This window comes from Microbacterium oxydans, from assembly GCF_006540085.1.
GTDB classification, from domain to species: Bacteria; Actinomycetota; Actinomycetes; order Actinomycetales; family Microbacteriaceae; genus Microbacterium; species Microbacterium oxydans.
The window spans coordinates 295,477-307,792 of record NZ_BJOG01000002.1 but is presented as its reverse complement, the minus strand read 5'-3'; the positions used below and the strand labels follow the sequence as shown (position 1 = coordinate 307,792).

The 12,316-nt window shown below is 69.1% G+C and carries 12 protein-coding genes; 4 read left to right on the top strand and 8 right to left on the bottom strand.

From position 1 onward, the window contains the following. Positions 1-14: 14 nt before the first annotated feature. The 7 genes from MOX01_RS07305 to MOX01_RS07275 all read right to left on the bottom strand — a co-directional run bounded on the left by MOX01_RS07305 (position 15) and on the right by MOX01_RS07275 (position 7,896). Positions 15-602 (bottom strand): TetR/AcrR family transcriptional regulator, encoded by a 588-nt coding sequence (locus tag MOX01_RS07305; protein WP_046749685.1) that lies wholly within the window; start codon positions 600-602, stop codon positions 15-17. A gap of 47 nt (positions 603-649) precedes the next feature. Next, positions 650-1,483, bottom strand: coding sequence for an ATP-binding cassette domain-containing protein (locus MOX01_RS07300; RefSeq protein ID WP_046749686.1), 834 nt, complete (start codon positions 1,481-1,483; stop codon positions 650-652). Next, positions 1,480-3,285: a dipeptide/oligopeptide/nickel ABC transporter permease/ATP-binding protein gene (locus MOX01_RS07295; RefSeq protein ID WP_141369098.1), complete on the bottom strand. Its 1,806-nt coding sequence runs from the start codon at positions 3,283-3,285 to the stop codon at positions 1,480-1,482. Before MOX01_RS07295 ends, MOX01_RS07300 begins: the two co-directional genes overlap by 4 nt. Next, positions 3,282-4,223 (bottom strand): ABC transporter permease, encoded by a 942-nt coding sequence (locus MOX01_RS07290; protein WP_046749688.1) that lies wholly within the window; start codon positions 4,221-4,223, stop codon positions 3,282-3,284. The genes MOX01_RS07295 and MOX01_RS07290 overlap by 4 nt, the downstream gene beginning before the upstream one ends. Before the next feature lie 70 nt (positions 4,224-4,293). Then, the gene (locus MOX01_RS07285; protein ID WP_230977833.1) at positions 4,294-5,823 is read right to left on the bottom strand and encodes an ABC transporter substrate-binding protein; all 1,530 of its coding nucleotides are present in this window, start codon (positions 5,821-5,823) and stop codon (positions 4,294-4,296) included. 439 nt (positions 5,824-6,262) lie between these two features. Beyond that, the gene (locus MOX01_RS07280; RefSeq protein WP_141369096.1) at positions 6,263-7,618 is read right to left on the bottom strand and encodes an HNH endonuclease; all 1,356 of its coding nucleotides are present in this window, start codon (positions 7,616-7,618) and stop codon (positions 6,263-6,265) included. Positions 7,619-7,635: 17 nt separating this feature from the next. Continuing rightward, the gene (locus tag MOX01_RS07275; RefSeq protein ID WP_141369094.1) at positions 7,636-7,896 is read right to left on the bottom strand and encodes a hypothetical protein; all 261 of its coding nucleotides are present in this window, start codon (positions 7,894-7,896) and stop codon (positions 7,636-7,638) included. Between MOX01_RS07275 and MOX01_RS07270 the strand changes: the two genes are divergently transcribed. Continuing rightward, complete coding sequence (locus MOX01_RS07270) at positions 7,895-8,368, top strand: DUF4259 domain-containing protein (protein ID WP_230977832.1); 474 nt, start codon at positions 7,895-7,897, stop codon at positions 8,366-8,368. The two genes, MOX01_RS07275 and MOX01_RS07270, sit on opposite strands and share 2 nt — an antisense overlap. A 45-nt stretch (positions 8,369-8,413) precedes the next feature. Here the strand turns inward: MOX01_RS07270 and MOX01_RS07265 are convergent, their stop codons facing one another. Then, entirely contained in the window at positions 8,414-9,376 is a 963-nt protein-coding gene (locus tag MOX01_RS07265; RefSeq protein WP_141369092.1) for an aldo/keto reductase, read from the bottom strand. Positions 9,377-9,476: 100 nt separating this feature from the next. Here MOX01_RS07265 and MOX01_RS07260 point away from each other — a divergent pair, with 100 nt between their 5' ends. From MOX01_RS07260 to MOX01_RS07250, 3 genes are read left to right on the top strand one after another with little or no spacing between them, the layout of a single operon-like run. Further along, positions 9,477-10,211, top strand: coding sequence for an SDR family NAD(P)-dependent oxidoreductase (locus MOX01_RS07260; RefSeq protein ID WP_046749694.1), 735 nt, complete (start codon positions 9,477-9,479; stop codon positions 10,209-10,211). Between the two features lie 10 nt (positions 10,212-10,221). Continuing rightward, positions 10,222-11,322, top strand: a complete 1,101-nt coding sequence (locus tag MOX01_RS07255) for a zinc-binding dehydrogenase (protein WP_174799760.1) — start codon at positions 10,222-10,224, stop codon at positions 11,320-11,322. Positions 11,323-11,329: 7 nt separating this feature from the next. After that, on the top strand, positions 11,330-12,298 hold the full coding sequence (locus MOX01_RS07250) for an aldo/keto reductase (protein ID WP_046749696.1): 969 nt from the start codon (positions 11,330-11,332) through the stop codon (positions 12,296-12,298). Positions 12,299-12,316 lie beyond the last annotated feature (18 nt).

Genomic DNA, 12,316 nt, shown 5'->3' with positions numbered 1-12,316 from the left:
GCGGCGCCTCGCGGTCAGCGGAGTCGCGCCAGGAACTTCCGGATGTAGTCCTCGTAGTCGGCGATGCGCTCGCCCTCGGGATACATGAGGTTGATCACCGTCGCTCCGACGGCGACCGAGATGAACTCGTTCGCGAGGGCCGCATAGTCCTGATCCCGGATAGATCCGGCATCGCGCGCCGCCTCCATCCGCTCGACGAGCATCGCGTGCCACCGCGCGAGATGCGTGCGGTAGAGCACCGTGAGCTGATCGTTCGACATCGCGTACTCCCAGAGGGCGAGGAGCACACGCCCACTCGCGATCTCCCCGACACTGCTCGGCAGCGTGCCCTCGAGCACCTGCTGCAGCATCCGCTCGGGCGTCGCGCCCTCGGAGATCGACTCCTGGAGCCAGGTGTCGTGCTCGAGCAGCACGGTCTCGAAGGTGGCGGCGACGATGCTCTCCTTCCCGGGGAAATAGTGCTTCAGGGCACCGTTCGCGAATCCGGCCTCGGCGGCGATGCTGCGCATGGTCGCCGCCTCGAATCCGCCCTTCAGGATGATGCTCTTCGCCACCTCGACGATGTCCCGTCGACGCTGGTCGTGGTCGATGATCTTCGGCATGTCGTCCTTCCGGCCGATTCTGCTGCGTGGAGTGTTCCGGCCTGGAGCTACCGTACCGCCGCATCGCGCACCTCCCGCAGAGCGAGCCACTGCGCGCGACGTTCGCGCTGGGCGCGCGGGTCGGCGACAGGCGAGGCCAGCCGAAGGCGCTCGGAGTAAGGATGCTCGGGGGCACGGGTCACCTGCTCGCCCTCCCCGACCTCGACCAGCTCACCGCGGTACATCACCGCGACCCGATGGCAGACCCGTCGCACGACGCCCAGGTCGTGGGAGACGAAAAGGTAGGCCACACCGGTGTCGCGCTGCAGCTCGATGAACAGGTCGAGGATCGTCGCCTGCGTGGTGAGGTCGAGCGCACTCACCGGCTCGTCGCACACGATCAGGCGAGGGCCCCGCACCAGCGCGCGGGCGATCGCGACCCGCTGCCTCTGCCCGCCGGAGAACTCGCTCGGATACCGGTCCACCGACGTCGACGGCAGCCGCACGCGATCGAGCATCTCCCGTACCTTCGCCTCTGCGGCCTTGGCACCGATGCCGGTGGTGAGCAGCGGCTCAGCGAGGATGTCGCCGATCGTCATGGCGGGATTCAGCGAGCCGTAGGGGTCCTGGAAGACGACCTGCACGTCATCGGCGAGCGCTCGGCGATGACGGGTGCCGAGGTGGCTGATCTCGCGCCCGTCGAACCGGATGCTGCCGGCTGTGACGGGAGCGAGCCCGAGGATGGCCTTGCCGAGCGTCGACTTCCCCGACCCGGACTCTCCGACCAGACCGAGGCACTCCCCGGGTGCGATGTCGAGCGAGACGCCGTGCAGTGCCCGGTAGGCCTGCCGTCCGCGACCGTATTCCACGACCAGGTCGTTCACCTCGAGCAGCGGGTTCATGCGGGGACTCCCGTCGTGCGGCGGTCGAGCTCGGCTCTGCCCTCGGCGTCGTCGAGCGACGCGGCGATCAGTTCTCGCGTGTAGTCGACGGCGGGGGCGGCGAAGAGGTCGTCGACAGGGCCCGACTCCACGATGTCGCCGCCGCGCATCACGATCACCCGATCGCAGATGTCCGCCACGACGCCGAAGTTGTGCGTGACGATGAGCAACGCCATCCCGTACTCCGCCTGCAGCTCGCGCAGCAGCTCCAGCACCTCGGCCTGCACCGTGACGTCGAGCGCGGTCGTCGGTTCGTCGGCGACGAGGAGCGACGGCTTGCCGGCGATAGCCCCCGCGATCAGCACCCGCTGCGCCATGCCTCCCGACATCTGGTGGGGGTAGCTGCGCATCACCCGGTCGGGGTCGGTGAGGCCCACTCGCACGAGCATCGCCCTGGCGCGCTCCTTCGCCGCAGCCTTGCTGAGCCCATGCGTGCGGCGCAGCGGCTCGACCAGCTGATGGCCGATCGTGTACGAGGGGTCGAGGTTGCTCATCGGCTCCTGCGGCACGTAGCCGATGGAGCGCCCCAGCAGGGCATGGCGCTGCGCGGGTGTCGCCCGCGTGACGTCGACACCACCGACCCAGATCGCGTCGGCGGTCGCCCGCCCGGTGGCCGGAAGCAGGTCGAGCACCGAGAAGACCGTCTGCGACTTGCCGGATCCCGACTCGCCGACGATGCCGACGACCTCGCCGGGCGCGACGTCGAGGGTCACCCCGTGCACCACCTCGGTCTCGCCGTTCGGTGTGGCGTGCACGACCCGGAGGTTCTCCACGCGCAGAGCCGAGGCCTCCGCGGCATGCTGCACCGTGCCGGACGGGGAATCCGGTCCGGAGAGGGCGGCGGACCCGGCAGCGGAGACGGCGACGTCCTTCCGACGATGGGACACCCGTGGCGTGCGCACCTGCACCAGCTCGGCGAGCGTCGACCCCATGATCGCGAGCACCGCGATCGTGAGCCCGAGGGCCGCCGACGGCCACAGCAGCATGAGCGGATACGTGAGCATGAGGCGGAAGCCCTCCAGCATCATGGCTCCCCAGCTCGGGACGTTGGAGTCGCCGATGCCGAGGAACTGGAGGCCTGCCTGCATGCCCATCGCGATACCGGCGGTCAGCGCCGTCTGGATGATCACGGGCGGATAGACGGCCTTGATCACGTGGCGGAAGATGATCCGTCCGTCGGAGAGTCCGGAGACCCTCGCGGCGTCGATGTAGGGCTCGCTGCGCACGGCGAGCGTCTGCGAGCGGGCGATACGGAAGTAGCCGGGCACCATGAACACGCCGACGGTGGCCATCAGCAGTTCGAAGTTGTTGCGAGACCCTGCGGCCACGACGAGCAGGATGATCATGCCGGGGATCGACTGCAGGGCATCGCTGATCCATGTGGAGACCCGGTCGAATGCTCCCCCGAAATAGCCGGCGGCGACACCGGCGGGCACACCGATCACGAGGGCGGTGACGATCGTGATGAGCGCGCCCCACAGCGTCGTGCGGGTGCCGTAGATGAGGCGGCTAAGGATGTCCCGCCCCGTGGAGTCGCCACCGAGCAGATGCTCCGGTCCCGGTGCGGCCTTCGCGGCGGACAGATCGACGAAGTTCGGGTCCATCGGTGCGAGCAGCGGGGCGAACACGCCCACCAGCACGATGAGCACGAAGATCGCGAGCGGGATGTACCCGCCGGGGTGACGGAGGAACCGCCGGAACAGGCTCGACCTCCGCTTCTGCGCCGCGCGGTCGAACGCGACCCTGATGTCTGTCGTGGTCATGCGACGCGCACCTTCGGATTGATCCAGCCGAGCACGAGGTCGAGCAGGAGGTTGATGAGGACGACGAAGACGACGGAGACGACCGTGATGCCGAGCAGCATGGGGATGTCGCCGTTCTGCGATGACTGGTTCGTGAGCTGGCCGAGCCCCGGGAGGCTGAAGATCTGCTCGACCACGATCGCGCCGGAGAGGAGGCCGACGAACATGAGCGCGATCACGGTGAGGGCCGCCGGCGAGGCGTTTCGCAGGATGTGCAGGTTGACGCGGGCGGCGGAGAGTCCTCGGCTGCGGAGAGTGCGTACCCAGTCCTGTCGGCTCTGCGCGATGACGGCGTTGCGCAGCTGCTCCGACACCGCGACGATGCCGCCCAGCGCGAGCGAGATCGCCGGAAGGGTGATGGAGCGCAGCCAGCCGTCGACGGACTGCGTCGGGGGCACGTAGCCCACGGCCGGGAACCACTTCAGCTGCACGGCGAGCCACATCACCAGCACGAGGCTGACCCAGAATCCCGGGAGTGCGAACAGCACGACGGAGATGCCCTTGATGATGCGGTCGAACCAGGTGCCGGGTCGGAGTCCGGTGATCATGCCGAACCCGATGCCGACGACCGCGGTGATGAGCGTCGCGAAGGTCACGACGCTAAGCGTCACCGGGACCTTGATCGCGAGCTGCGCGCTCACCGGTTGGAAGTTGCGCCAGGAGACGCCGAAGTCGAGCAGCACGGCGTGTGAGAGCCAGTCCCAGAACTGCACGAGGAGCGGACGGTCGAGACCGATCTTCTCGGCCAACGCCGCCTGCTGCGCTGGGCTCGCCGTGGTGCCGAGCAGGGATGCGGTCGGGTCGCTGATGGCCAGGTGCGCCAGGAAGAAGGTGCCGATCGAGACCGCGACGAGCAGGAGGATGCCGGACAGCACCCGCTTCGCCGTGAACACAAGCATGAGAACCTCGGGAGGGGTCGGAGGGGGCAGGACCCGGGGGCGGCCGTGTCGTGGCCGCCCCCGGAGGGCATCAGCCCTGGGTGATGTAGCGCAGGGTGGGGAACATCATCCCGACGACGGGCTGCAGCTGGATGCCGGGTGCCGTGTAGTAGATGTTGTTGGCCTGGTACCAGACCGACCACCACGCCTGATCGACGAGGGCCTTGTTGAGCTCCTTGACGGCGTCGGTCTGCGCGTCGCCGCGTTCCTTCTGCACCTTGTCGACGAGCGGGGCGATGACCTCGTTCTGGGCGTAGTCGGGTTCGGGGTTGAACCACTGCACGCTGGTGACCTGACGGGCCACCGTCGCGACGTCGTTGCCGTCCATCGCGAGGAACGAGATGAACATCGGGTAGTTCGGCGCGTTCAGCTGGTAGTCGGGCATCTGCATGTTGTCCCAGGTGACCGTGACACCCAGCTCGTTGAGCGCCTGCTCCGCGGAGGGCTTCCACATCTCGAAGATCGGCGACATGGGCATCGAGATCGCGAACCCGTCGGGGTAGCCGGCGTCAGCGAGCAGCTTCTTGGCCTTGTCCATGTTGTAGGCGTAGGTCTCGTTGAGGGCGGGGTCGTTGACTGTGCCGCCGTCGGGGAACACCTGGTTCGTGGCGACGCCGGCACCGCTGCCGACGGCGGCCAGGATCGCGGCGCCGTCGAAGGCGTAGTTCAGGGCCTGGCGCACCTCAAGCTTGCCGAGGGGCTCGCTCTTCGCGCCGGTGTGGTCGGTGATGACGAGTCCGGCCCAGCCGGAGACGCGCTCCGCGGTGTTCCAGCCCTGCTGCTTCGCCTGCTCGAGGTTGGCGACGTCGCCGTACTGCACGTTGATCTGGCCGCTGAGCATCGCGTTGTGCCGGGCGGTGGCGTCGGTGATCGGGTAGATCGCGAGCTCGGAGAACGGATAGGTCTCGGCATCCCAGTAGTCGGCGGTCTTGGTGAAGTGGTACTCCGCACCGGCGACGCTCGTGGCACTGTCGAGGACGTACGGGCCGGAGCCGATCGGCTCGCTGCCGAGTGTTCCCGCCTCGATGGCCGCGGGCGAGGCCACGTAGCTGCGGCCGAGGCCCATGAAGTAGAGGATCGTGTCATCGCGCTGTGTGAGCACGATGCGCACGGTGTCGTCGTCGACCTTCTCGAACGAGGCGACGTTGACGTAGGCCTCCCCGGAGCGCGCTCCCGCCTTCAGGTACTCGAGGCTGGTGATGACGGCGTCGACGTCGACCGGGGTGCCGTCGCTGAACACGGCGTCGGTGCGGATGTCGAGGTCGATGCTCAGGTCGTCGTCGGCGACCGTCCAGTCTGTGGCCAGCGACGGGATCGGTTCGCCGTCGGCGTCGAGGGCGATCAGGGCGTCGTAGACCGCGGAGAGGTACGGACCGTCGAAGCCGATGTCGGCGAGGGAGGGATCCCACGACGTGATGTCGAGGAAGTTGCCGATGTTCAGGGCGTTGGGGCCTTCGGCAGCGCTGCCGTCGGACGGGGAGGGCGTTGCGCCGCCGCTGCAGCTGGTGAGCGCGAGGGTCGCGGCCACGGCTGCGGCGAGCGCGAGGGGCATTCGTTTCATGGTTCCTTCTCTCGGGTGCAAGGGTGGTGAAGAAGGCTCGGAGTGCCGCTGGCCGGTAGCCGGATCCGGCGTCACCTCGATGTGTCGCGCTGGTTAGTCTACAGGTGTGGAAAAAGAGCGCAAGGGTGATTCTTGCCACGGATGCCCCACCCCATGCCCGGGGGCGCACCGGGCTTGTCCGAGCGCGCAGGCATAGCGGCAGATCGGCACCCCGTTCAGCCGACGCCCGCCTCAGTCAGCGCCCCTCTCAGGCAGCGCCCGCCTCACGCAGCGCCCGCCTCACGCAGCGCCCGCCTCAGGCAGCGCCCGCCTCACGCAGCACCACCCTCAGGCAGCACCACCCTCAGGCAGCGCCCCTCTCAGGCAGCACCACTCTCAGGCAGCGCCCCTCTCAGGCAGCACCACTCTCAGGCAGCACCACTCTCAGGCAGCGCCCCTCTCAGGCAGCGACATCGAAGCGTGCTCGCCCACCCAGCCGCGGAGTGCGCGCCGGATCAACCGAGGCGGGCGGCAGGAACCACACCTTTTCGCGACCACCGCCACCGCCACCGCCACCGCCACCGATGCGGATGCCCCACCCGTTGTCGTGGATGCGGTGATGACAGGTCTCGCACAGCAGCACGCCGTTCGAGAGATCGGTCGGCCCCTGGTCGCGTCTCCACCAGCGGATATGGTGCGCCTTCGTCATCTCCGGGGGGAGTCCGCACATGGCGCAGCCGCCGTCCCTCTCCACGAGGGCCAGTCGTTGCGACCGCGTGAAGAGGCGCTTCTCCCGCCCCCAGTCGAGCACCTCGCTCACGGTACCGAGTACGCACGGGATCACTCCCCCGCCCGCAGCCATCCGCCGCGCAGCTCCGATGCTGACGGGCTGCTCGATTCCGTCGATCTCGGCCGATCCCACACCCGCTTCCAGCGCGTCGAGATCCACCCGCACGATGACGGTCGCGCCCGCCAACGGCACGCGAGCCTCGCAGTCGAGCACATGCCCGGCGAACACCGCGAGCGCATCGGCCTGGATCATCGGCACGGTACGACGATCGGCATCGGGCGCGTCCGGGGCCGTCGCATCCTTCCGGGCGGCGAATGCGGCGCTCACGTAGCCGCGGATGGCGGTCACGACGGGCGCGGCAGTCTCCGCATCGAGGACGGCGTTCAGATGCACCATCCCGCCGCGCTCGTGGATGGTCAGGGATCGTCGGGAACGCTGCTCCTCGAGACGCGACTCCACCCCATCCGGGTCCAACCAGGCTTCCGCCCGCACGACCAGCTTCCGTACGTCGTCGAGCGCGAGCCCCGCCGACTTCTCGACCAGCACACGCTCCGCTTCGGCGACACGCTCGACACCGACCACCACGCGGCATCGGTCGAGCAGCGCGATGATCACCGCTGCCGCCTGAGCGCTGAGTGCGCCCGCGTCGAGTGCCTCCCGAATCAGCGGATACCTCGCCGGCAGCGGTACACCGAGGAGATCGGCGCGTGGTGCGACCGCCTCTCCGACCTTCACCAGCCGATGCGCCTCACCGCGCGACACCCCGACAGTCGCCGCGATCAAGGTCGCCGGATTCCGGAAGCCCTGCTGCTTCGCAAGGCTCTCCGCCCCCAGCTCCGGACGGGACTCCCGCGAGATGCAAGCGGCGACCTCGATGTGCACCGCGTCCAGCCGGCGTTGCAGCACGCCGATCGACGCGCTCACCGCGATCAGCTGCTCACGCGAGAGGTCTCCCGAACTCTCGGCGTCGGCCCACGCCGCATCGAGGCGGGACATCGCCTCGTGCAACACGGCCAACTTCGACATGCCTCGATTCTATCGAATCAGCGCTCGACATTCGAAGTTATGTTCGATCTCATTCCGGCATTCCGCGCCTCATCGACGAGCGCACGATACCCGGGGAGGAACGGCTCGACGAGCTTCGTCTCGAGTTGCGACTCCAGATCCCAGAGCACGCGCCGCTGCGCCTCATCCACCACGAGCTCACCACTCCCGTTGGCAGCGGCCAGCCATTCGAAGAGCACCAGCGCTTCGCCAGCCGTCAGCTGCACCTCGACGGACTCGCTCTCTCCATTTCCCGCCATGCGCATCATGCTCGCATGGTTCACTGGAGCAACCGCACCGGACGACAGACAACCGGACGACAGCGCACCGTACGACAGAGAAGAGGACGACGTGGGCACCTGGGGACCGGGGAACTTCGACGACGACACCGTCGCGGACGGACTGAGCGCGATCACCGACGACCTGATCGCGAAGATCGCCGAGGTGTTCGCGGACGAGGACGACGACACCGAGCTGCAGCCGGACGAGTGGGGAGGATCCATGGCCCCGGCGTGGCTCGAGATCCTCACCGACATCGCGTCCGCAGGTCGCGTGGGGGCGACCTTCCCCTCCCGCAGCACGCTCGAAGGGTGGCGGGATCGATACGTCCGCGTGTGGGACGAGTACATCGACGAGCTCGAACCCGACGACGACTATCGCATCGACCGGCGACAGGTCATCGTGTCGACCTTCGACCGCGCCGTATCACTCGCCCGCGAGCGCGAGTCGTAAGCACGACCCGCACTCCCCCTCCACTCACCACTCACCACTCACCACTCACCACGCTCCATCCGCCCGCACTCCGCGGTCGACCCAGCAGTCGGCGAGGGCGGTGCGCACCTCGTCGCCGTGGTCGCGCGCCAGCGCGAGGGCGGCATGGTTGAGCTCGAGCTGTGCGACGCGTGAGGCGCCGAACAGCACGTTCGCCGTCGCGGGGTTGGACAGGCAGAAAGCGATGCCGAGTGCTGCCGGCGTCACGCCGAACCCCTCGGCGACCCGCGCGACCTCGGGGTAGACGGCCGCGATCCGCTCACGGATCCCGCCGACGTCGGCACCGATCTTCCGTTCCGGCATCCGTCCGGTGGCGAGGATGCCTCCCTCGAACACGTCCGACGCCTGGAGGGTGAGCGTGCCGTCGGCGAACAGCGGCCCGTAGGCGTCGCCTTCCGCCATCGACCGACGAGCGATGCCGTACTTCAACTGTGCGAACACCGGTCCGGCCACCCCCTGAGCTTCGGATTCCGCGAGAGCCTGCCGCGTGTGTTCGATGCGCCAGTTGTTGATGCCCCAGGAACCGACGAGCCCTTCGTCGATCAGCGCGTTCACGTCGGCCACGAGCCGCGGCAGGTCGGGGGAATCGAGGTAGTCGCCCACCACGAGGGTGTCGAACCGGTCGAGGCCGGCCCGCTGCAGCGACTCCACGAGCTGCGCACGGAACCCCTGGTTCGGCCAGTCCCACAGCCAGAGCTTCCCGCACAGCACGATGTCCGCGCGGTCGACGCCGCTCGCCCGCAGCGCCTCGCCGAACAGGATGTCGGTGCGGGAGTTCTCGGCGTGCGGACCCATGTTGTAGTACGCGACGTCGAAGAACCCCGCATCGAGCTCCACCGCGCGCCGGATGAGGGTGACCGCCTCGTCCCGCTCCATGCGATCCCAGGTGTTCCACGACCCCAGGGCGAGCGGCGGCACCGGCGCCCCGCCCGAGAACAGGGGTGTGCGGGGATATGTCGGATCGGGCATGAGGGCTCCTTCGCCGTCTCGTGGCACGGGGTTGTGTTTTTCTATGTTTGTAGAATATAACGGACTCATCCCGTCAGAACACCCGTCAGTGAGGACGAACATGACCGTTTCCCCCCGCCGCATCCTGGTCACCGGAGGGGCGTCCGGGCTCGGCCGCGGCATCGCCACCGCCTTCCGCACGGCCGGCGACGAGGTGTTCATCGGCGACGTGGACGCCGACGCAGCCGCTGCCGTCGCCGCCGAGATCGGCGCCACCCCGCTCCCCCTCGACATCGGCGACGAAGCGTCGGTGCGAGCGGCGGCCGAGCGGGTCAGGGAGTCCGGCGGCATCGACGTGCTGGTCAACAACGCCGGCATCGTCGCTGGTGGCGGCACGCTGCAGGAGGTACCGGTGGATGTGGTGGATGCCGTCCTCCGCGTCAACGTGCGCGGCACGTTCCTCATGCTCCACGTCTTCGGCGCACTGCTGGCCGAGGCGGGGCACGGTTCGATCGTCAACATCTCCTCGATCGGCGCCCGCCAGCCCACCGCGGGCCTCGGACACTACGAGGCGACGAAGGCCGCGGTCGACGCCTTCACCCGCACCGCCGCCCTCGAGCTCTCCGCCTCGGGAGTGCGCGTGAACGCCGTCGCACCGGGGCCGGTCCTCACCCCGCTGACGGCCGGCTTCGCCTCCGACCCCGACGCCCGAGCCGCCTGGGAGTCCCGCATCCCCCTCGGGAGCATCGCCGAGGTCGACCAGATCACGCCGCTCGTGCTGTTCCTCGCGAGCGACGCCGCCAACCACATCACCGGAGTCTCGGTCGCCGTCGACGGCGGCCAGCTCCTGGTCTGAGAGGACCCCCATGTCGATACCCACCCTCACCCGCGCCGCCGTGCTCACCGCCCACGGCGAACCCCTCACACTGCAGGAGCTCCCCCTCCCGAGCGAGGTCGAACCGGGCGCCGCGCTCGTGCGCATCGCCTGCACCACGCTCTGCGGCACTGACATCGAGATCTGGGAGGGGAGGATGACCTTCCCCGGCATGCTGCCCATGGTCCTCGGGCACGAGATGGTCGGCGAGATCGTCGCCGTCGGCACGGATACCCGCGATGCGCTGGGTCGACCGCTCTCCGCCAGCGACCGCATCGGCTGGTCGGAGTCGACCTGCGGGGAGTGCCACGGCTGCGTCGTGCTGCGCGAACCCGTCGCCTGCTCGCGCCGCGGCTACGGATTCCTGCAGCGCGCCGATGTGCACCCGTTCGCCACCGCGGGGCTCTCCGAGTACGCCTACGTCACCCCCGGTGCAGCCAAGCTGCTGCTGCCGCCGACGGTCAAGGACACGTGGGCGTCGATGGCGGGATGCGCGGCGAAGACCGTGCTGCGCGCCTTCGAGCGCGCGGGCCGCATCCGTCCAGGCTCGACCGTCGTGGTCCAGGGGTCCGGAGCCCTCGGCATCTTCGCCACCGCCGTCGCGAAGATCGCCGGTGCGGGTCGCGTCATCACGGTCGGCGCTCCCGCCGTCCGCCTCGAGCTCGCCGCGCGCTTCGGTGCGGATGCCGTCGTCGACTTCCGCGACGGACCCGTCGTGGATCAGGTTCTCGAGCTCACCGGCGGCCTCGGCGCCGACCACGTCTTCGACTTCGCCGGGGCACCGAGCGTCGGCCCCGACGCCGTCGGCATGGCCGCGCAGCGCGGCACGATCGCGATCGTCGGCTCCACGGGACCAGCGGGCGACGGCTTCGCCCTCAGCACGATCATGGGCAAGGAGCTCACGGTGGTCGGCTCATTGAACGGCGACATCTCCGACTACGCCAGGGCCATCGACTTCTTCGCCGCCTTCGCCGATCGCTACCCGTGGGACGCCCTGTTCAGCGCCCCCGTCGGTCTCGCCGACGCCTCGGACAAGATCGCCCGCATGCACCACCTCGATGAGGTCAAGGCCGTCATCGACCCGAGAATGTGAGCCTCCGATGACCACTCCCCTCCGCACCGTCCCCCGCCGCGAGATCGGTCGCAGCGGCATCGACGCCTCGCTGTTCTCCCTCGGCTCCTGGCACACCTACGACCGCATGGACTTCGCCGACGCGGTGGCCATGCTGCGGGAGGCCGTGGAGCGCGGTGTCAACCTCTTCGACGTCGGCGTGTACTCCGCGCCCGGCGCCCCGCCCGTGTTCACGGATGTCATCTTCTCCGCCATGGTCCGCGCCGCCGGTCTCGCCCGTGAGGACTGGCTGCTGTCGTCGAAGCTGTGGCTCGAGGCCTTCGACGCCGACGGCTTCCGCCCGCAGCTCGAGAACGCCCTGATGCGGGTGGGCGTCGAGCACGCCGACCTCGTGATCCTGGGCGACCTGCGGCGGGACGACCTCGACCTGCGCGACCTCGTGATCGATCTCGCCCGACTCACCGAAGCCGGACTCATCCGCGCATGGGGCGTGAACAACTGGTCGGCCTCGAGCATCCAGACCCTGATCGACCTCGCCGCACGAGAGGGGGTCGCCGGCCCGCAGATCGCACAGCTGAAGTACAGCGTGTCCCGACGCTCGATCCCCGACGGCGCCCCGTTCGCCCGCCTGTGGGAGCAGGGCCTCACCCTGCAGGCTTCGGACTGCCTGGAAGGCGGCGTGCTCGCCGGAAAGGTGAACGGCGACCGGCAGATCGGCCGCGACCCCGGAGACATCCGAACGCGGATCATTGCCGACGTGCCCGCGTTCACGGCGCTCGCGGAATCGCTCGACGTCTCGCCCGCACAGCTCGGCCTGGCGTTCACCCTCACGCATCCCGCCCTCACGACCACGCTCTTCGGCGCATCGAGCGTCGCGCAGCTGCGGGCGAACCTCGACGCCGCCGCGCTGGTCGAGCGCGTGGGCGCCACGACGCTCCGCGAACTCGTCGAACCGTTCTGGGCCGACCGCGACGTCGTCGACCCCGAGGGCCCCTGAACACCGCCCCGCGACCGT

Excerpts from the sequence above, each read along its gene's own strand:
- MOX01_RS07280 (WP_141369096.1), bottom strand. The coding sequence starts at position 7,618 with ATGTCGAAGTTGGCCGTGTTGCACGAGGCGATGTCCCGCCTCGATGCG.
- MOX01_RS07300 (WP_046749686.1), bottom strand. The coding sequence starts at position 1,483 with ATGAACCCGCTGCTCGAGGTGAACGACCTGGTCGTGGAATACGGTCGC.
- MOX01_RS07250 (WP_046749696.1), top strand. The coding sequence starts at position 11,330 with ATGACCACTCCCCTCCGCACCGTCCCCCGCCGCGAGATCGGTCGCAGC.
- MOX01_RS07270 (WP_230977832.1), top strand. The coding sequence starts at position 7,895 with ATGCGCATCATGCTCGCATGGTTCACTGGAGCAACCGCACCGGACGAC.
- MOX01_RS07265 (WP_141369092.1), bottom strand. The coding sequence starts at position 9,376 with ATGCCCGATCCGACATATCCCCGCACACCCCTGTTCTCGGGCGGGGCG.
- MOX01_RS07275 (WP_141369094.1), bottom strand. The coding sequence starts at position 7,896 with ATGGCGGGAAATGGAGAGAGCGAGTCCGTCGAGGTGCAGCTGACGGCT.
- MOX01_RS07260 (WP_046749694.1), top strand. The coding sequence starts at position 9,477 with ATGACCGTTTCCCCCCGCCGCATCCTGGTCACCGGAGGGGCGTCCGGG.
- MOX01_RS07285 (WP_230977833.1), bottom strand. The coding sequence starts at position 5,823 with ATGAAACGAATGCCCCTCGCGCTCGCCGCAGCCGTGGCCGCGACCCTC.
- MOX01_RS07290 (WP_046749688.1), bottom strand. The coding sequence starts at position 4,223 with ATGCTTGTGTTCACGGCGAAGCGGGTGCTGTCCGGCATCCTCCTGCTC.
- MOX01_RS07295 (WP_141369098.1), bottom strand. The coding sequence starts at position 3,285 with ATGACCACGACAGACATCAGGGTCGCGTTCGACCGCGCGGCGCAGAAG.
- MOX01_RS07255 (WP_174799760.1), top strand. The coding sequence starts at position 10,222 with ATGTCGATACCCACCCTCACCCGCGCCGCCGTGCTCACCGCCCACGGC.
- MOX01_RS07305 (WP_046749685.1), bottom strand. The coding sequence starts at position 602 with ATGCCGAAGATCATCGACCACGACCAGCGTCGACGGGACATCGTCGAG.